We start from the raw sequence: 19,660 nt of genomic DNA on the forward strand, positions 1-19,660 counted from the left end.
GTAGCCGACAGGAGCCTGGCAAAACTGATGCCAACGTATGCGCGACACATTGCGAACGATGAACGCATGCGCTTCTGTCGGTCGTGCATGGCGTCGGGTTTTCAGGCTTCGACATGCCAGATTATGGGACTGTCAACCTGCCTGATCCACGACGAGCCACTCTTGTCGAATTGCCTGCACTGCAGCGCTCCTACGCCGCCCTACCGTCAGAGCACGGCACTTCGGCTCAACTGTGCAAGCTGCGGTTGGTCGTGGTGTGGCAGCTACAACGGATCTCCTCGTCAGACGCGCTGGGGAGGTCCCATCGGCATCATCGGTCTCGAATGCCTTAGCGGATGGCTGGCCAGTCTGGAGAACGACGAATTCGTGCACTGGCGGAACCTCGATGTGTGGAACATTGAGCGGGGTGCTGAAACATGGGAATGGGACAGCAGAATGCGCGAGCGCGGGGTGGCTATATTTGACACGCTTCTTCGCTTAGTGCCGGAAGGTCCGGCGAGTAGTCCTGGATCACCAGTCTCGACTTTGGGGCCCTTCTGGTACTCCTGCAACGCCACTTGGAGGCAACCGAGGCTCGGCGAGTACGAAAAGCTTGCTGCCGAGTTGGAAATGCTGCCGACGGATGACGATCAACGATTTGCCCAGCACTTCACGCTGTACTCCGATGGCGTTCCGGTACCTACAAACCCAATCGTTCCTCCTGAGGTACACGCGAGGGTTCTCTGGCGGGCGCAGTTCGAGGGGCGAGTCGGCTTTGGCATGGTAAACAGGCACCAAGTCATCATCGACAACGGATTATTGGCCCGATTGCTCGGATTTGAACCCTCACAGAGCTGGTTTTTTGTGTCGAACCGCGAGCTCACGATGGGCTTGTTGCAGGCATGTAAAGAAGTGGCATTGCGGGCCGCGAGGCGATGGCACCAGAGCTTGCTGCTGAAAGGCACCTGCCTCCGCCCCTACGAGCTCCTCGACGACCACGCAGACCAGCGACGTGAGCTCGGCTTCTGGTCAGAATGGGATCACCATCCTATCGCGTGGGTCAGCTTAGGCAAGCGTCACAGACCGCAACCTAGCAATCTGCCCGTGTGGGAAAGAGTCTATCTTGCGGTCTTGTAGTTGACCTTTGATGCCGCTCGGTCGAATAACTTTCGCTCGGAGGCGATTCACAAGGTCGGTTGGGTACTCGGCGGCCTCAACCGGACTGCCACACGCTATTGGCAAATCCGCGCGCGTCTCAGGCGGCCCGCCCTCAGAGAGGTGGCTTGTTGTCGAGGTGGGCCATGCCTTTCTCAATAAAGACCGTTGCGGCCTACACCCTGGGAGGCGGGGGAGGATTTGCGGTCAACTTACCGCTCAGCAGGGGGATGTATTGCGGCAATCACAGCCCTGGGGGGATGGTTTGATGCCCGAGAGCGAACCGCAAAGGTGCCCCTTGTTACCTTGGCTTCCCAATTAAATCAACAACTTGCCTGTGGCATCGGAGGGCTAGTTTTGTGTCACCTGACTAGGAATTTCGGTAACCTCCCGAAAAATTTTGGTAACTGACCGCCTCGCCCGGTTTTTCCCTGGTCCAGCTGGCCCCTGGTCAATTCCAGAACCCTGAATCTCGCGCTCACCTTGAGTCGTCTATGCCAACCCCAGCGGCAACGCATTCAACTCCTTGCGCGCTTCCCGCCATTGCGGCCAGTGCAAGTCCAGCAACGCCACGAACCGGTCTTCGCCCCTCCCGCCGCGGCCTTGACCGGCCGCACGACGCGCCTCCATGCACAGGCGCTCGTCCAGACGAGAGACCTCGTAGTCCAGCAATTCCCGCCAAGCCATGCCCAGCACCACGGCCAAAACCGTTGCCGTCAGCCGACTTGCCAAGGCATTTGATTCAAGCCGCCGGGCTATGTAGCCGCACCAAGCTCAGACCCAGGAATACAAAGGCGCCGCCCGAACCCCGGTTGAACCAGACCACCCTTCGCCGGGTCGAGAAAAAACCGCCAACATGGCGGGCGAGACTCGCGTAGAGGGCGTGCGACAGCAAGGCGCAGGCGACAAAAGTCGCGGTCAAAAGCATGAATTGCGGCAGCACCGGCAGTTCGGTATGAATGAACTGGGGAAACAAGGCTGTAAAGAACAAAATGCTCTTTGGATTGGTCAGCGCTACCAGCAAACCTTGCATCAGCAGGCTAGGCGCCGAGCGCTGAACGAGCCCGCTACTCCGCGGCGCCGTGGCAAATACATTGCCTAGGCTGCGCCATTGCTTGATCCCCAAGTAGATCAAATACCCGGCCCCCGCCAACTTCATCCCGGCGAACAACAGGGCCGAGGCAGCCATTGCCGCCCCCAAGCCTGCCATTGCTGCGCTTGACACCAGCACAATGCCCAGTGCATTGCCCAGGGAACTCAACATGGTTCTCATCAATCCCTGGCTAACGGAATTACTCACCGCCAACAGCACACCGGGCCCGGGGCTGAGGGTCGTGAGCAAGGAAACGCCGAGGAAAAGAAGCCAAGTCGAGAAACTCATAAGCGCAGTCATTTGCAAGCAGAACGTCAATGTACCTTTAACACCTTGTTTTATAATCAATGAAAATTTTCAATACATTCAAATGAAGATTGAAAATCTACAGGACCTGCATGTGCTGGTCGAGACCGCAAGAGGTGGCAGCCTGACCGCTGCGGCGCGGGCGCTGGAGCTGACACCCGCCGCCACGAGCGCCACGCTCAAACGCCTTGAAACGCAGCTGGGCGTGCGCTTGTTTGAACGCTCGACCCGAGCGATGCGCTTGACCGATGCCGGCCAAACCCTGCTGGACTACGCCAGCCGCGCCATGGATCTGCTGCAAGAAGGCGAGGCTCAAGCCACAAGCGATGCCCGCGCTCTGCGCGGAGTCATCAGACTGGCCGCGCCGCCGGATCTGACAAGGCAGGTGTTGATACCTTGGCTGAATGAATTTCAGGCGGAAAACCCCGGCCTGCAGATGAATTTGAGCGTGGCAGAAAGCATGCAGGATCTGGTGCGCGACAAAGTCGACCTGGCCTTGCGCATGGGCAGTTTGCAGGACTCCAGTCTGGTGGCACGCAAGCTGTTTTCGACTCAACGGGTGCTGTGCGCTGCGCCTGCCTACCTGCGAGTGCACGGCAGCCCCGAAACACCCCAAGATCTGGCCAGGCACAACTGCCTGAGCATCAATGTGGCGGGCCGCCGCTTGACCGAATGGCGATTGCACAAACAGACCGGCGAATCCGCGACCGTCAAGGTGCAAGGCGACCGCTGGTCGAACGATGCGTCATTGAACCAGCAATGGGCTCTGGCAGGCGTCGGCGTGATGTTCAAGGCGCAAATCAATCTGCAGCAGCAGTTGAATTCGGGGGCTCTGGTGCGCCTGCTACCCGCTTGGGCCGGTGAGGAATACCCCATTCATGCAGTCTTTCACAGCAGTCGCTTTGTGCCGACAAGAGTACGCAGTTTGGTGGATTTTCTGGCCCTCAAGTTCGACGGTACCCACGGCGAACTCAGCCACAACGCCACGATTTGAGCGCACCAGCATCAACTGGAGCAGGGCCGAAGCGAGCTCAATCTCTTCTGGTCACAATAGTCACACGCCTATTTTCAGAGGCATCTGGCTGGACCTTGTTCAGCAATTCGCTAGACCCTTTACCCACAGCCATGAGACGTTCTGGCAGGACGCCCTGCTGAGCTACCAAGTAGCCGGCAACCGCCTCGGCTCGAAGCTGGGAAAGTTTTTGATTGAGGACAGGATCACCAAGCGGATCGGCATGCCCCTCGACATGAAAGCTAAAACCCGCCAATTTATCCGACTGCAGTGCCCCGGCGAGAGTGTCGAGCATGGTCTTGGTTTGAGCACTCAACTCGACCGAGTTGGATGCAAAAGTGATCAGCAAGCTAGCTTTACCCGGGCCGGGCTTGGCTGATTTGACAAGCTCCGGCTTCACTATTGCAGGACGAAAACCTCGGGTCGAGGCATTGACTACCGGCTCAGGCCCGTCAATCGCCAGGGCGTCGATCAATGCTGCTTCCGTGACTTGATCAGCCCTTAAGACCGCAACCGGAGCCTGGGCTTGAGCGAAATGCGTACATAAGCTTAGGAGCAGCAAAATCCTTTGGACGCTATTTTTCATGGCAAAAGCTATTTCCACTTTGGACGAGGTCAATGCGCCGATTATGTCCCCCATCGCATGGGCGTTGAAGGGACCTCCCGTTGGTATTAATTGCGAGTTTCGAGTTGGCGTTGCTCAAACAGATAGTCACCACCGCTCTGGTGACCGCCAGCGCCGGAGGCACTGTAACGAGGGCGCTGCGGTAGCTCTTTTGCGACAGCAAAACGAACCCGCTCGAATAGATTGCCGCCGGTTTGCCAGCTTTTAACCTGCTTGAGGTTTTGCATCAGGCTCCAGGCGAACGGTGAATGGCCATTCTTGCCCTCATCGAAGACCGGTTCGTTGCCGCCCGAGGACATCACGACGACCGACTTGCGCGCCAACAGCGCGTTGGGATCGGTGGATCCCGGCGCCGCGCGGATACGCTCTTTCGTGGCCAAGGAGCCCGAGAAGCAACTATCCGAGATCAGTGCCACTTGAGACGCTCCGATTTGCGCGACGATGCGGTTGATGTCGGCGTTGGACAACCAAGTCTCCGGCCGTTTGGCATTGCTGTCAGCCAGTTGCCAGTAGCCCTGCCCGGTCGCTTCGACCAACTCGCCATGGCCGGCGTAATAGATCACGACCGAGTCCTTGGGCCCAAGCTCCAAGGCCAAGCGATTAAGCGTAGCAACCACCGCTCGCTTGGATGCCGTCGGGATCACCAATGTTTCGTACCCTAGTGAGTTGTCCAGCAACTCGGCCATGGCGCGGGCATCTTTCACCGCATTGCTTAGTTTTGGAATACTCAAATCCGCGTACTCGTCGATGCCGAAAACGACCGCTACCTTTCGCACAATTTGCGGCAATGCGGCAGCCTTGACACGGCGCCTCTCTGGCAAGCCGGCACTCGACATTACCGCCTTCGTTTCTGCTTGTGCTTGTGCTTGTGCTTCTATTTTTGTTTCCGTCTTCGCCCCTGCCGAAGAAGCTTGCACTTGGGCATTGATGGAAACCTTGCTGGCCAGAGCCTTCTGTTTCAACTCTTCGGTTATCAGGCAATTGCCGGAGTCAAGCTCTTCCAAAGTTAGACAAACATGCAGATCGGCCAAATTTTCATTGAGCTCCAATTGATGAATGGCGTCGGCAAACAAGGCCTTTTTATAGATTTCACGTGAATTCAGTAGATCGGTCAGGGCCTCCAGGGACATGCTGCCTACCAACACTTGGTCAAAGGATACGCCGGGGGCGGCCATTGCTGCCGTTACTGTATTTACGGCCGGGACAGGCGCGGCGAACACGCTCGAGGCAGAGGGCGAGGTGTAAGCGAGCGCCTCGGGGGACTCACTGGGCGCGGTCGGTGTAACGGATGCGACCACAGATGACTGCACCCCGGCACTTGGAGCTTGCATCATGTCGAGTAGTCCGCCCGTCCCGCTTTGGACCGACTGTTCACCCACTTTGACCACCGAATTGAGGGCGGTGCTGACGGTTTGGTTCAAGGTCGCGGCCGGGCTAAGGGTCGTGACGGTCAGTGCGACTGCATTGGTCGCTGCCTGTGTGAAGTTGTAGTTAGTGGCCTGCAGACCTGATCCCAGTACCGCGTAGGTTCCAGCGGGTGCCTGCGCATCGGCTTGGGTGCTAAATACCAAAGACCCAGTGACGGCATTTTGAAGCGTGTCGCTGCCGACAAAGCCGCTCACCGACCCTAGCAATTGGGGAGCCGCTTCACCAACTCCTTTTTTGACGGGGCTGGCCACGTACTGAAGTACGGCGGGGCTGATATTGGCGTTCAGTGCGGTCGGTGGCGAAAGCATGTAGTTGCCTGCATCCGACCCGCTCAGGCCGAACCCACTGAGCACGACGGGCTTGGCGCTACCGACGTTCTTATCCTTAAAGCTGGCCGAACCCGGCGTGACATTGACCGTATCACCGGGCAATGCATTCACGCTGGCATTGCCACTGACCGTCGCGACCAGGCCACCGTCATAGGTGCGGCTGTTCACCGTCAAACCACCGAGACTGAGCTTGACCGGCGCGATATCGGCCTGCGTGGATGCCGTGGTGTTGTCGAGCGTGTAATTGCCGGCATCAGGGCCACTTAGGCTCAAGCCGATGATGTTGACCGTCTTGCCGATCGCAGCAGTCTTATCGATAAAGCTACCCTTTGCCGTAGCAACGCTCAGGCTGTCACCCGCAACCATTCCCAGGAACACCGCTGTGCCGCTATTCACTTTGACATCGGTATTTCGGTCATAGACCTTGTTTTCGGCCGTGATGCCAGTCACTGCGCTGACGCGGGCACGGTCAATCGTCAAGAGGGCGTCTACAAAGTTGATAGCGTAGTTAACACCGGCCAAACCTTGCGGAGTCATCACATAGTTGCCCGCATTGCGTGCGCCCTGACTGCTGCCAGAAAAACCGAGTGTCCCGCCCAAAACCGAACCCGACTCGTCATTGGCGAAACCGCTGAAAATAACTCCATTGCCCCCTGCAAAAGCCTTGCCGTCATAGGTCTTGCTCATTGGCACGGCAGTAACGGTGAGTGGGGCTTTGGAGATGCTGAGCGTGCCATTTGCCGCAATGAAGTCATAGTTGCTGGCACTCAGGCCGGCACTGCTGCCGGTGATCAACGCGCTACCCACGCCAGTAAGCGAGTTTGCATCACTGTGACCCACGGCACTACCGATGACCACAGCGCTAGTCTCGTTGTTGACAAAGCCGCTGATGACCTGCGCAAAGACTGGATTGAGTTCCCCATACTTGCGGGTTTGATCTTTGGCCGTAACGGTCAACAAGGCCTTGTCAATGCTCAGGGTCCCGCTATTGAAGTTGCTGAATTCGTAATTCGCGGCGGCCAAGCTGCCTGTGCTGGCGCTGATGACGACTTGCCCCACGCCCGTGCTCGGCACCGCCGTCGTGCTGGCGCTTGCGCTGCCGGTCACGCCCGAATTCTGCAGCGTTTCGCCATTGACAAAACCGCTGACACTCGTGGTTAACACAGGGTTGGCTTGGCCGTACAAGCGGCTCTTGTTGTCGGCCGAAACGCTCAACAAGGCCTTGCCAATGTTCAGGGTCCCGCTATTGAAGTTGTTGAATTCGTAATTTGCGGCGGCCAAGCTGCCTTTGCTTGCGCTGATGACGACTTGCCCCACGCCCGTGCTCGGCACCGCCGTCGTGCTGGCGCTGCCGCTGCCGGTTACGCCTGAATTCTGCAGCGTTTCGCCATTGACAAAACCGCTGACGGTCGTGGTTAGTACCGGGTTGGCTTGGCCGTACAAGCGGCTCTTGTTGTCGGCCGAGACGGTCAATAAGGCCTTGTCAATGTTCAAGGTCCCGCTGTTGAAGTTGCTGAATTCGTAATTCGCGGCGATCAAGCTGCCCGCGCCGGCGGTGATCACCGACTGCCCCACGCCCGTGCTCGGCACCGCCGTCGTGCTGGCGCTGCCGCTGCCGGTCACACCCGAATTCTGCAGGGTCTCGCCGTTGACAAAGCCGCTGACAGTCGTGGTTAGCACCGGGTTGGCTTGGCCGTACAAGCGACTCTTGTTGTCGGCCGAAACGGTCAACAAGGCCTTGTCAATGCTCAGGGTCCCGCTATTGAAGTTGCTGAATTCGTAATTTGCGGCGGCCAAACTGCCCGCGCCGGCGGTGATCACCGACTGCCCCACGCCCGTGCTCGGCGCCGCCGTCGTGCTGGCGCTGGCGCTGCCGGTTACGCCTGAATTCTGCAGCGTTTCGCCGTTGACATATCCGCTGACGGTCGTGGTCAGCACCGGGTTGGCTTGGCCGTACAAGCGGCTCTTGTTGTCGGCCGAAACGGTCAACAAGGCCTTGCCAATGTTCAGGGTCCCGCTATTGAAGTTGCTGAATTCGTAATTCGCGGCGGCCAAGCTGCCCGCGCCGGCGGTAATCACCGACTGCCCCACGCCCGTGCTCGGCACCGCCGTCGTGCTGGCGCTGGCGCTGCCGGTTACGCCTGAATTCTGCAGCGTTTCACCGTTGACAAAACCGCTGACGGTCGTGGTCAACACCGGGTTGGCTTGGCCGTACAAGCGGCTCTTGTTGTCGGCCGAGACGGTCAACAAGGCCTTGTCAATGTTCAGGGTCCCGCTGTTGAAGTTGCTGAATTCGTAATTTGCGGCGGCCAAGCTGCCCGCACCGGCGGTAATCACCGACTGCCCCACGCCCGTGCTCGGCACCGCCGTCGTGCTGGCGCTTGCGCTGCCGGTTACGCCCGAATTCTGCAGCGTTTCGCCGTTGACAAAACCGCTGACAGTCGTGGTTAGCACCGGGTTGGCTTGGCCGTACAAGCGGCTCTTGTTGTCGGCCGACACGGTCAACAAGGCCTTGTCAATGTTCAAGGTCCCGCTATTGAAGTTGCTGAATTCGTAATTTGCGGCGGCTAAGCTGCCCGCACCGGCGGCAATCACCGACTGCCCCACGCCCGTGCTCGGCACCGCCGTCGCGCTGGCGCTTGCGCTGCCGGTTACGCCTGAATTCTGCAGCGTTTCGCCATTGACAAAACCGCTGACGGTCGTGGTTAGCGCCGGGTTGGCTTGGCCGTACAAGCGGCTCTTGTTGTCGGCCGAGACGGTCAACATTGCTTTGTCGATGTGAACGGGAGCGTTGCCTGCATCAAGCGTCGCTGGCAACTGGTAATTGCTGGTGAGGCCGGTTCCATCATCCAAAGTGATCGTCTTGATGAACTTAGCAGCCGTCGCTACATTGGCGTCGCTGGCGGCAGCATTCCTGTAATTCAAGGTTTCGGTAACACCGCCAACGCTGGCCAAGTTACCCAAGTTCACGACACCGCTATTCAGGCCAGTCGTGCCGTCATAGACCTTGCTCGCCGAAATCGTTAACAGCCTTGGCGTGATTTGTCCGGTTTTCACTATCTCTTCGCCGCCCAATCGCATCGAATATCCATAAACCGGTGCGCCATTGAAATCAAACATATTCACCGTAACGGGGATGCTGTCGGAACCGGTCGCCACATCCTTCCGTGCAAAGGTGAAGGGGTTGGCTGCGTCTAATTTATCTGTTGACCAAGTGGGTACTCCGACGCCGTGAGTACTATTGCCCGCACCGGTGCCGCCGTCATAGACCTTTTTCAGGGACAGTGAATCGAAATCGATGTATTGCGGATCGGCGAACAACAAACCATTTCCGGTCTTTTGAGCCACCGGGGTGTCTTTGGTGATGACGTTATGCTGGCTGAAGGCCGGCATCAAGGATCCCCTGCCAAACAAGGGCGCATTCGGATTTTGGGCGTAAACCAACCAGCGACCATTCGGTGTATTCAAGCCCGCACCAATATCAGAGATGAAAGCTTGGGCAGGCGATCCGTCGAAGCCGGATATTCTGATCGCGTCCTTGCTTGCCATCGAACCAAGCGAAGTCCCCTCATGCAGCTGAATGATGTTCGCCTGCACCTGCAGCGAACCACCTGCCACAATACTCAGAGCACCTGCTGTAGCGGCGGAAAAATTTCCACCCGCCTTCAACAATATGTCTCCATCACCACCAAGCGAGATAAGACCCTTTTGAAAGTCCAGATTTTCACCTTGAATTTCAAGCGATGACGGACTACCGGTCAACCGACCGCCAACAAAACTAAGCTTCCCGCCAGCACCAATATCCAGCCCTACACCTGTTGGAGCCAGAACCGGCAAGCCCATATACACATTATCATTACCAATGATCGACGTTCGACCCGCCAATGACAGGTCGATGGAGCCGGCAAGCAGGTCTATCGAGCTACCGCGACCATGGTTTAGCGAGTGATCGAAACCAGATATATTGACACTGGCCCCACCTCCGACCTGCAAGGCAACGCCAGAATTTGCAAAAACAATCCCCCTCCCGTATAAATTCCCAAGGCTAGGGTTTAAATCGAGGCGATCATTTGTCGTCCCAGTGATCGACATTGACGCCGTTGCGTCTTGCGTCAACGGTAGAAGGCTGAGGCGCCCAAGCAACACCACCCCTGATGGTGAATTCGAGGAGCGGTAGACACTCGAATTAACGAGACCATCAATACTGATGGAATGCGTTGCCGCAATCGTTCCGCCTAAAATAATCCCTACGCGAGAAAAATCCCCATTTGAATCGACCGCCCCGAGCAAATCAATATCTCGCGCCAACAAACTAGAACCAAAGCCCACGTTGATTCCATGAGCTTCCGATGATGTGGCTGTGCTAAACCCGCGCGCGACAATTTTATTGGCATTAAGAACGGAGTTTGAAATTGAAATTGCATCGGCTCGCCCATCAAAGCCAACCGCGCTTGGCTGGCTCGCCGATATATTCGGACCCACCGGCGTTGTTGATCCACCCAAGTAAATGTCACCACCGCCGGTATTAATCACGCTGTTGGCAACAACTATCGCCCCTCCAAAACCACCGCCGCCAGCATTGAGGTTCACACTCAATGGACTGCCCTGTGTCTTTATCGTCGAGTTGCCTTCCAGCGTAATATTTCGATGCGCATTCAGAATCAAACTAACCGGCACAGAGGGATTGGCGCTGATCGTCGCGTTTGACATGGTGATGTCACCGAACTGACCGCCGTCATCACCCGTGGTGATACTGACATTATTCCCATGGTTAAGCGCATTGGAGATGGCCACAGTTGACAATACCGCCGACTCGCCAGTCGTGGTGAAGATCGGACCTCTGCTTATATTGGAGCTAAAAGGGGCATCAGCAATCCGAATATTCGACGGATCCAACAGCCACAGCCCACCCTTGCCATGAGCCGCATCGGTGCGAATCGACTCCGGCCGCGCATCCAGCCAGCCGCCCGAGGTTTCGATGAACCCACCATTGCCGTTCAAGCTCCCGCCTCGGGAACTCAGGCTTCCGAAAGCACGCGTCGCCTTGTCGCTCCAAAGAATGATGCGGCCTCCATCACCCATCTCAAACGCATCAGCGCTGATGCTGGCACCCTGGCCAAAAAAGACCGCCTCAGCGTTCACAAAGCTTGTATTTTTGCCCTGCTGACCGCCACCAACGAAGACCTCTCCACCGCCTGCCCGGCCCGAAGCATCGATCTTGGCTGCATCTTGCAGCCCGATCTGGCGCCCCAGAAGTTTGATCTGCCCACCCTGCCCCTGCTGGCCGATAGCGCTGAGCTTCCCGCTGACCAAGGCGGTGCCTACACCGGCGTCTACGCTGATGATGCCGCCCTGACCAGCGCCATCAACGCTGGTTTGGCTGCTGGCCGACAGGTTCAGCGCCTCGCTGGCTCGCATGATGATCTCGCCACCGGCGCCAGTTGCCAAAGCCTCTGCCCGCGCAATGCCTTGCTGATTGACCATCGCCGCGTGAATATCAATGCGTCCACCGGCTGCGGCCAGCGTGCCCAGATTAAGGGCCTGGCCCAGCGGCGCGCTGACACGCACACTTAGGTTTGGCGAGCCGGTGTCGACCAACTCGATGCTCTTGCCGGCGGCGAGCAATATCTGGCCACCGCTAGCCTCGATCAAGCCTTCGTTGGTCACGTTGCCGCCAAGCAAGGCGATGCGCCCTCCCAAGCTGCTGCGCAATTCACCTTGATTGAGTACATCAGCGGGGAGGCCATGGGCCTGCGCACCGAAGCTATAGCGTCCGCTGGCATGACCATCCAGCCAGTCCTGGTCATTCAAATTCAGGGTGGAGGTGACTAGGCCGGCTACGTCGACGCGCGCGCTCTGACCAAACAAGACTCCGTTCGGATTGATCAACCAGACCTTACCGTTGCTGCTCAGGCTGCCAAGAATCTTAGTCGGGTCATTGCCGGTAACACGGTTCAATACCTGACTGGCTGCGCTTTGCTGCTCGAAGCGCACGCTGTTCTGTGCGCCGACCGAAAAACTGCTCCAGTTCAAGATCGTGCCGGGCGAATTGACCACCGTCATCGCATTGCCCTTGCTGCTGATTTGCGCCTGGCCGCGCAGCACACTCGCTCCGCCGGGCAAGGTCTGCGCCCTCGTTTGGCCCGACCAGGCCGACAAACACATCGACAGCGATAAGGTCAGCAGGGAACCTCCAGCCAGCGCCGAGACGAGCCGGCGCGGCGTCAGATGAGGCGCATGCACGCGACCCTCAGAAGCAAGCGTCCCGAAACGGTTTAAGGTCTTGCTGTGATTGATGCTGTTCATATGCTGTTCTCTGTCTTGCTTCATTCGGTGCGAGTCGGCTTGCGGCTAGTTTTGACCCAGGGCGAAAGCACCCAGTCATGAACCTTGCAACTATTCCCCGGGAGCCTCGTCAGGCCTGATCAAATGAAGCTGTAACTGGCCTGAAAGTGAAATTTGATATCGCTACGCTGAGTGAAATTGGCGGTTCGCAAGGCCTGCGCCACATCCAGGCGCAGTTGCAATTGGCGGGCACCGAGGCGCAGCCCCAGCCCTGCCGAGGCGATGCCGCAGCGGCTTGATTGGTAATGACAAGGGGTGCCGAGCTGGTTGCTGATCATGCCCCCATCAATAAAGGCCAAGGCGCGCAAGCCTGCCAGCTGTTCAGCAAGACCCCCGCCTAAATTCTTGGACAGATTCGGCGTATGCAGCTCCAGCGAAGCAAAAACGCCGCTATCGCCGACGAACTCCCGCTCCTCGTAACCGCGCACCGAACTGGCACCGCCCAAGCCGAATTGCTCACCCGAAACCAAGGCATCGGGACTGTACTGACTGCTGATCCGGGCCTGTATTTGCCATTGATCGGGCAAGGTGAAACCGCCGTTGGCGTTCAGTCGCAAGGTCGCATAGCTGCGTTTGGCACCGACTCGCACCGCGTCGAACTGCGCCGGGCTGGTGTAGCGCCCGCCCAAGCTGGTATTGCCGATCAGGGTCAGCGTGGCACTAAGAGGCGACTCGCCTTGTCGTTGCGCGTTGTACTCAACCGACAAAGGTTGCACCGTGACGCTCTCACCGGCCGACCCGCAAGCACCACTCGGCAAGCCCGCAATATTGCAATCATTCAAATAGGTACGCTGATCGAAACCCACACTCAAACGCTGATCAACCTCACCCAGGCGAGGCAGGAATTTATTCAAGCGCAGGGCAGCAATATCGCCCCTGCCGTTAAAGGCCAAGGGCCCGGCCGGGGTATTTGATGTGCCGCCGTCGATATTGGAATGCGCCAGAAATGCATCCAGCGTCATGCCTTGAGCGTAGAGCGGAATCCGATAGCTGGCGCTGTAGACAGCCACTTTCTTAAGTTCCTCCGGCGCAAATTGGAATTGCAAGGACAAGACATGATCCAGATCCCAGAGGGCGGCATGATGGACGCCGAGGTTGGCGCGCAGCCGCCCCGTGCTGGCATTGCCAGTGTTGTCTAACGCGGTGGTCCAGCGGAGTGGTGAACTTTCGGAGACCAGCACCCGAGCTTCAACTTCGCCTTGATTCTGGCCTGGTTCCAGCGACACCGCGACCTGTTTGGCCGGACTCTCATTGGCAAGCTGAATCTGCAAATCAATCAACTGCACTTCTGGGGTCCGCCCGGGGGCAAGTGCGGGCAAGCTGCGGCGAATATTGTCCTCGCTGAACTGCCGGTTACCCGTCACCTCGACCCGGCTGATGCGGCCTTCAAGCACGGCGATGCTGGCAGTGCCATTGATCGCTGTCTGTTCAGGCACAAAGGCGATCACGGCACCATAACCGGCCTTGCGGTAGCGCTCTTGCAATGCCAGTGCGGCCTGCTTGAGTTCGTCCAAAGTGCGCAACCCTTTGAACGGTGCCAGGATCGCGTCAACCTCGGTTTGGGTCAACAAGCTGTTGCCGCTGACCTTGAACTCGTTGACCTGCATGCGGCTTTCAACAGTTTGAGCCAAGGCCGGCATTGCGACGGTTAAGAACAAGCCAAGGCAAGCTTTACGGAATTCGCAATCAAAAGTGGATTTCATCGGTTTCCAACTACTTTCGTACCATGGTCGAGTTGATTGCTCAAACAGCTGCTGCTTATAGGCAAAGGGTGTAGGCGAAGGGTGCCCTACTCAGGGCCAGCCTATTTTCGATAGACCCTGAGTCCAGCTTCTTGTAAGCCGAATGCTAGTGGTCACGGACTGTACTTACCATCCCTCAATTCAGCGTATTGGGGTGAAAAAGCACGATTTTCGGCGGCCTTTGTCTATATATGGTTTGTCCATTGACTTGCTGGCGGTAAACGTATCCCGAGCACTTCGTCCGTATCCCATATAAGCGAGCCAGGAATTGACTTGAGACATCGGCGCTATGCACGATGCTTGCGCCTGGCAATCTCAAAAGCCCACCTCAGCAGACGTTGAGTATGAGCAATTGCTTGCAAACACCTAAAGCTAAGCTGCCTCTCCTGGCCGCCAGATGGCGCCACAAACGAGGTTCCTATGCCTAATTTTGTAATCCTGACCAATTCGGCCGACCAAGCCGTTCCAAAGTCCCGTCTATTTGAGCCCCCCTCTGGCAAGGCGGCAGAACAGATGCAATCCGCTTGCCCTGCAGTGAAACGCCTGTTTGGCTATTCACTGCTCGGGCCATGGGATCACATTGACATCTTCTCGGCACCCGACATGGCGGAGGCAGGACGCGCGTTGAGATGGTTGGACAGCCATCAGACTGACACCGCCGAGACTTGCACAGCCATGCCTTGGGCCGATTTCAAGCAGATGCTTCAGCGTACGAAAGCTCCGAATTCGGTGCGCGCCATAAACGCCAAATCCGGTCACCCAATACAAAACCCTGAACAAGCTGCCGAACCGAATCCGGCGTCCATCCAAGTCTCACCCAGAGCCCAACCCGAATCCCGTGAGGGTCTACGCATCGGCTTTGCCTCCAGATATGACCGGTATATGGTCAGCCAGTTCATCACCGCGTCTCAACAATATTTCGAACGTAGCCCAGCCAAGCGCTGATCGGCTTTCACTTTCGACCCGGCTGCGGTTCTTGCCGATCACTCCACCATTGCAATGCCAATCCCGCCAATTCGAGCAGAACGCCTAAGGCGAAGACCAGTAACCCGCCTTTCACGGGCGGTGAGAAAAGCATCAGCAATACGGCCACCGTGAACAAAACCGCAACACAGACACGGCGCAAGCGTTGATTTCGAATCATGACGAGTCCCATGAAGGCGGCAAAAATAGAGTCGCCGCGCAAAAGAAAAAAGACCTAAGGGCGCCCAGCTAAACAAACGACTTCAATTCATCAAGCGCGTGTCTCGCCGCACATGATTGATCTCGCCCTCAAAACCGATCAAGTCGGCGATTCCAGGCCGACTTTTGGGCTCAACTCAGCCCTTGGAATCTTCACTCACCCTCCAAATGAGGTGGCGATTGCCCTTCCGCGAGCGTGCCTGTATCTGCATCTATCCAACTGGCCACACCAATTTCGTCTTCAACTTCGGTCAAGTTGTTGGTCGTACCAAGGTTTTCTTCACCGACATGCATATCCGCAGCGGCCAACTCATAGCTTTCGAAGGGGCCAAACTCCCGGCGACCATTCTCGGTCTGCCAGTAGTAGCCGTCCGGTTTTAGAGCTATCGGCTCACTCGGCTCAATCAAGGCTGCCGCATCCTTATCGCTCGCTGGAGGCCCCGGTTTGACCTCCTTGCGGACGGGCTGCCGGCGCGGTTTCGATCGACTTGCCTGCTTGTTCATTGCAAAACCTTTCAGCGCATGGCGTGAATATCAATAACGGCCCGGGAAGACCGCAATAATTTGCTCTCAAGCGGCCAGGTGCGAATCCAAGCCGCCCGCCTCGCCGCCATCAGAGGCCCGCTCTTGTTCGAATTTTTTGACGAATCTGCCCAGCGCCGAGGACTGCCGGTACTGATGCAATTGATGTTCGGTCAATGCCAATCGGGCGCAAGCGCGTCTGCCGCACAAGCGCTCCAAGTCGGCAAACACTTTTTCCTGACCCGAACCTCCACAAGTCAAAAAGAAGGCCACGCGATTGAAGTTCGCACCATGTTGCACCACATAGCTGCGCACCGGGCTGGCCATGTTCCAGAACCATATCGGCCCGCCAATGACAATCAGCTCGTAGTCCTGCGGTTTGAATTTACTGGCGTGTATCGGCGGCCGAATACCCAACAAGGCCTCCAACGCCGAACGGAAATAGCCGACCAAACCCGTGCGTTCACGCTGATCAATGATTTGTTCGATATCGGCCCCGCACTGCTCGGCCAATTGCTGCGCCAACTTGCGGGTATTGCCACTGCGTGAGTAGTACACCAACAAAGTCTTCATCACTCAAACTCCTGGTCGGCATCAACGGCGAAACGAACACCTTGCTCTTTGCCCTTCGCCGTAATCCGCGAAAGCATTGTTCGAATGCTGTCCCGCATGCAGACCCAACAGATGTTGTCCCGAATGCGAAGGCCGAGAAAAAGCAACTTCCGGCCCTCGCAAGCTGGCTGGTGCGAACCCTATTGAATCGTGATGGCGCGCGTGCGCGAGCCTTCGCGCTTGGGTAAGGTCAGCTTGAGAACACCGTCCTCCAACTTGGCCACCACCTCCTTGTCGTCGATCTCATGACCCAAGGAGAAGCCCCGCGAGGCGCTGCCGAAATAGGTCTCCTTCAGCAATACACGGCTGCCTGACTTCTCTTCGCGCTCGCGCTTGATATCGGCAGAGATCGAGACAAAGTTGCCTTCGACGGCGACACGGATATCGTCTTTTTTGGCGCCAGGTATTTCGGCACGCACCACGTAGTCACGGTCGTTTTCCACCACGTCGATGCGAATATCGGCGGGCGCTTCATCGCTCAATTGCATAGGCCGGGCAAAGCGGCGGAACAGGTCAGGAAACATGTCGTCAAAACGTTGCAGACGGGTCAAGGCAGTCATGATTGAACTCCATTTGGTTGATGTCTGAGGCTGCATCGAGGCCGATCCAGAGCAAGCGGCGCAACGCACAACCCGACAGTCCAAAGTCTAAAAATCGGGCATCTCGCAGGATTGAGCAAGCGCAAGTGAAACGAGCAAACGGAGCGGAACCGGGAATTGCAAGGCATGGCTGAGTTTCCTCAATTTGCCGCCCCTCAAGAGCGCTACCTTTGCTGCTGCTATCCAATCCGGTAGAACATCCCTAACTTGGAGATTCATGATGAGCACGACAACAAAAGCAAGCAAAGCCCTGACCCGCAAATCGCCGGCAAGTCGACAGGATTTGGGTGGGCAGGCTTTGTCCGGCAACGGCAAAAGTGCAGCACAAGGAATCAAATCTGCCGTCAAGAAGAACCGGGGCGGGAACGGCGGCTTGACTGACAAGGTGAGTAAAACAACAAGTGCGAGCAAGGCTAGCAAGGCGGCGGAGCAAAAGCACAAGGCCATCCTGCCCACGCTTGGCCCGGCCGGCACCTCGATCAAGCAAGGCGTTGCGCTCAGCATGCAGGGAATCGAGAAGATTGAGGTTGAAATCGCCGATCTGGTACGAGGCACGGTGGCGCAGACCTTGCGAGCCGGCGGCCATATTGCGCAAGAGTTGAATGGCGTCATCCGCGACGTTGTCAGCGGTGCGGTCGAGGCCGCCGAGCAACTCGGCACCGAGCTGGCGGTCTCCATCAAGGCGGTGGCTCGTGGCGTGATCAATGGCGTTCATGATGTGCAGGGCGATGTCGCGGTGGCGGCCAAGGAAGTCATCAAGACCTCAATGCGTCAGGCCAATCTCTTGGGCGCCGATGTGGCGACGGTCGCCCTGCGTGCAATGGGGGGGATCGTGCAGGCCGTCAGGGAAACCGGCGGCAATGTGGCGCTGATCAGCAAGGTGGTTGTCAAGAGCGCGGTCAAGGTGGCCGATGGTGTCGGCAATATGACCGCAGATGCCCTGCGCAAGGTGATGGCCGGTACAGCCGAAGGGTTGCGGGACGCTTCGGCAGGCAAGGGGACGGCCCTGCCAAAGGCCGCGCACAGCAAGGCTGCAAAGCCGGCCAAAGCCGGCAAGAGCAAAGCCCGGTCGACGGCGCGGCCTGTGGTCAAGACCGGTAATGGCTCGGGCTCGGGCAGCAAGCGCCGCCTTGCCGTATCGCCCGCCGCGTGAGACCGGGGGGGGATGTGATTGGCGGCACCGGAAGCCGCCAATCATTGATGCTCGGAGATGGCGTTAACATCGACGCCCCGACAGAATAAACCTGCTTGATGAGCATCAAGTCCCCAGTCCGACGCGCCCGCATCCGGCTGCACTTCATCCTGGCCCTTGGCACTTCTTGCGGCGCGGCCGCGCTAGCAGACAGCGGCATTTGCGCCCAAGCCGCGCAGGCAATTCCGCCACGCGCGGGTCAGGCGCCAACGGCCGGCGAATTCATCGCTGCAATGGCCGATGTCAGCGATGAGCAACGCGAGGCCGCGATTCACAGCGAATTGTTGGCCGGCAACCTTCCGGGCTTCCTGCGCCAGGCGCGGCCGCTCCACATCAACCTGATGTCAGCCGGTGGTGAGCAGCTACGGTTGACACTTTGTGTGCTGGCCGATTATTTGAGCCTTGGCAGCGACAACGATTTTTTGCGCGTACCAATGGGCCTGAACACGGCATTGGCCGTTGCCACGAGCTTCGGTTTCACGCTGCCAACGCGAGCCATCGTTGATCTGATCTATCAGCGTTCGACTCTGCGCTTGAACCCTCAGCCTATGCCAGCGGGCGCATTGATGCGATCAACCGCTTATTTTGTGCGACACAACGCCATGGTGCAGGCGCAACTCTTGAGCAAACTGCGGACTCAGCGCGAGCCTTCCGCCGACGGCGATGCGGCATGGTTGATGGCCGGGCATAAAAAGGATCTGGTCTTGACGCCGCGATTGTGGAGCCAAACGGGGCGGGTAGCGATTTACGGCTGGCACCGCAGCATCGGCGCCCCTATACAGCCCTTGTCAACCGTCCATGGGGCGAGTTATGCCGACTACAGTCATGGCGTACGCCTGATCAGCAAGGTGGCTTATGTCAACGGGCAGCCACGCTCTTTGTTCGAGTTGCTGGCCAACCCCAGCTTGGGCGCCTGGCTCAATGATGAAGCAACGCGTTTCCCCAACGCGGCCAGCCTCGCCAGCAACTTGCGGCGCTGATGTCGCGCGGCCCTATCAAGGCAGCGCAATATCGAGCTGAACGATCAGCTCTTTGTGCCCCAGCAACAGCGACAGCGCCGGCCGCTGCCGATTGCTGGGATCCACCAGCCACCAACTGGAAACGCCCGCCACGGCCGCTGCACCGAGCACATCGGTCCAGCGGTGCCGATTCGCCTCCACGCGCGTGTAGCCGACATAGCCCGCCAGCAGATAGCTTGGCCAAGCTTGCTCAAACCCATAGCGTCTGTGCAGATAGGTCGCGGAGGCAAAAGCACGGGCCGCATGGCCGGACGGAAATGACTGATCATTGCTTTGATCCGGCCGCGTCACCCGCGTGCTTCGCTTCAAAACTTCGGTGGCGGCCAGCGTCAGCGTGAACGAGCCTGCGAATTGCCAAGCACCGGGGTAATCCTCTTGCCACAAGGCATAGGCCAAGGTCGCGGCAGGCATGGCGTAACTCAAAAAGTCGCCAGTTCGAGTCTGCTGATCAGATGGCTGCGCAGCCACCTCTTCGGGCCAGAATTGACAGAGCAGCACCAGCAGTATTGACGCAAGTGGA

Annotated in this window: 15 protein-coding genes and 1 pseudogene; 5 read left to right on the plus strand and 11 right to left on the minus strand. The window is 57.9% G+C overall.

The window, feature by feature from the left end:
- Positions 1–1,116: pseudogene (locus LNV07_RS24695) on the plus strand (hypothetical protein); the annotation flags it as partial.
- Between the two features lie 510 nt (positions 1,117–1,626).
- Here the strand turns inward: LNV07_RS24695 and LNV07_RS24700 are convergent.
- Entirely contained in the window at positions 1,627–1,866 is a 240-nt protein-coding gene (locus LNV07_RS24700; protein ID WP_263573871.1) for a hypothetical protein, read from the minus strand.
- A 10-nt stretch (positions 1,867–1,876) separates the two neighbouring features.
- The gene (locus LNV07_RS24705) at positions 1,877–2,527 is read right to left on the minus strand and encodes a LysE family translocator (protein ID WP_318013806.1); all 651 of its coding nucleotides are present in this window, start codon (positions 2,525–2,527) and stop codon (positions 1,877–1,879) included.
- 70 nt (positions 2,528–2,597) lie between these two features.
- Between LNV07_RS24705 and LNV07_RS24710 the strand changes: the two genes are divergently transcribed.
- Positions 2,598–3,527, plus strand: coding sequence for a LysR family transcriptional regulator (locus LNV07_RS24710; protein ID WP_263573873.1), 930 nt, complete (start codon positions 2,598–2,600; stop codon positions 3,525–3,527).
- A gap of 37 nt (positions 3,528–3,564) precedes the next feature.
- Here the strand turns inward: LNV07_RS24710 and LNV07_RS24715 are convergent, their stop codons facing one another.
- The 3 genes from LNV07_RS24715 to LNV07_RS24725 all read right to left on the minus strand — a co-directional run bounded on the left by LNV07_RS24715 (position 3,565) and on the right by LNV07_RS24725 (position 13,903).
- Complete coding sequence (locus LNV07_RS24715; protein WP_263573874.1) at positions 3,565–4,164, minus strand: OmpA family protein; 600 nt, start codon at positions 4,162–4,164, stop codon at positions 3,565–3,567.
- 53 nt (positions 4,165–4,217) lie between these two features.
- A complete protein-coding gene (locus LNV07_RS24720; RefSeq protein ID WP_318013807.1) occupies positions 4,218–12,257 on the minus strand; it encodes an MBG domain-containing protein in 8,040 nt (2,679 codons plus the stop codon).
- 95 nt (positions 12,258–12,352) lie between these two features.
- Positions 12,353–13,903 carry a ShlB/FhaC/HecB family hemolysin secretion/activation protein gene (locus tag LNV07_RS24725; RefSeq protein ID WP_263573876.1) on the minus strand — a complete coding sequence of 517 codons (1,551 nt, stop codon included), beginning with the start codon at positions 13,901–13,903 and terminating at the stop codon, positions 12,353–12,355.
- A gap of 531 nt (positions 13,904–14,434) precedes the next feature.
- Here LNV07_RS24725 and LNV07_RS24730 point away from each other — a divergent pair.
- Positions 14,435–14,959 carry a GYD domain-containing protein gene (locus LNV07_RS24730; protein ID WP_263573877.1) on the plus strand — a complete coding sequence of 175 codons (525 nt, stop codon included), beginning with the start codon at positions 14,435–14,437 and terminating at the stop codon, positions 14,957–14,959.
- A 7-nt stretch (positions 14,960–14,966) separates the two neighbouring features.
- Here LNV07_RS24730 and LNV07_RS24735 read toward each other — a convergent pair whose 3' ends face one another.
- From LNV07_RS24735 to LNV07_RS24755, 5 genes are all read right to left on the minus strand, one after another.
- Complete coding sequence (locus tag LNV07_RS24735) at positions 14,967–15,158, minus strand: hypothetical protein (RefSeq protein WP_263573878.1); 192 nt, start codon at positions 15,156–15,158, stop codon at positions 14,967–14,969.
- Between the two features lie 191 nt (positions 15,159–15,349).
- Complete coding sequence (locus tag LNV07_RS24740; protein ID WP_263573879.1) at positions 15,350–15,700, minus strand: hypothetical protein; 351 nt, start codon at positions 15,698–15,700, stop codon at positions 15,350–15,352.
- A gap of 66 nt (positions 15,701–15,766) precedes the next feature.
- A complete protein-coding gene (locus LNV07_RS24745) occupies positions 15,767–16,291 on the minus strand; it encodes a flavodoxin family protein (RefSeq protein WP_263573880.1) in 525 nt (174 codons plus the stop codon).
- Positions 16,292–16,470: 179 nt separating this feature from the next.
- Positions 16,471–16,890 (minus strand): Hsp20/alpha crystallin family protein, encoded by a 420-nt coding sequence (locus tag LNV07_RS24750; RefSeq protein ID WP_263573881.1) that lies wholly within the window; start codon positions 16,888–16,890, stop codon positions 16,471–16,473.
- Positions 16,891–16,977: 87 nt separating this feature from the next.
- On the minus strand, positions 16,978–17,277 hold the full coding sequence (locus tag LNV07_RS24755) for a hypothetical protein (RefSeq protein WP_263573882.1): 300 nt from the start codon (positions 17,275–17,277) through the stop codon (positions 16,978–16,980).
- 37 nt (positions 17,278–17,314) lie between these two features.
- On the opposite strand from LNV07_RS24755, the gene LNV07_RS24760 reads away from it, so the two are divergent.
- Together LNV07_RS24760 and LNV07_RS24765 are read left to right on the plus strand one after the other, a co-directional pair.
- Complete coding sequence (locus LNV07_RS24760; protein WP_263573883.1) at positions 17,315–18,082, plus strand: hypothetical protein; 768 nt, start codon at positions 17,315–17,317, stop codon at positions 18,080–18,082.
- Positions 18,083–18,180: 98 nt separating this feature from the next.
- Positions 18,181–19,101, plus strand: a complete 921-nt coding sequence (locus LNV07_RS24765; RefSeq protein WP_263573884.1) for a hypothetical protein — start codon at positions 18,181–18,183, stop codon at positions 19,099–19,101.
- A gap of 15 nt (positions 19,102–19,116) precedes the next feature.
- Here LNV07_RS24765 and LNV07_RS24770 read toward each other — a convergent pair whose 3' ends face one another.
- Entirely contained in the window at positions 19,117–19,551 is a 435-nt protein-coding gene (locus LNV07_RS24770) for a phosphatase PAP2 family protein (RefSeq protein WP_263573885.1), read from the minus strand.
- Positions 19,552–19,660 lie beyond the last annotated feature (109 nt).

Source organism: Roseateles oligotrophus (genome assembly GCF_025717515.1).
Taxonomy (GTDB): domain Bacteria; phylum Pseudomonadota; class Gammaproteobacteria; order Burkholderiales; family Burkholderiaceae_C; genus Paucibacter_A; species Paucibacter_A oligotrophus.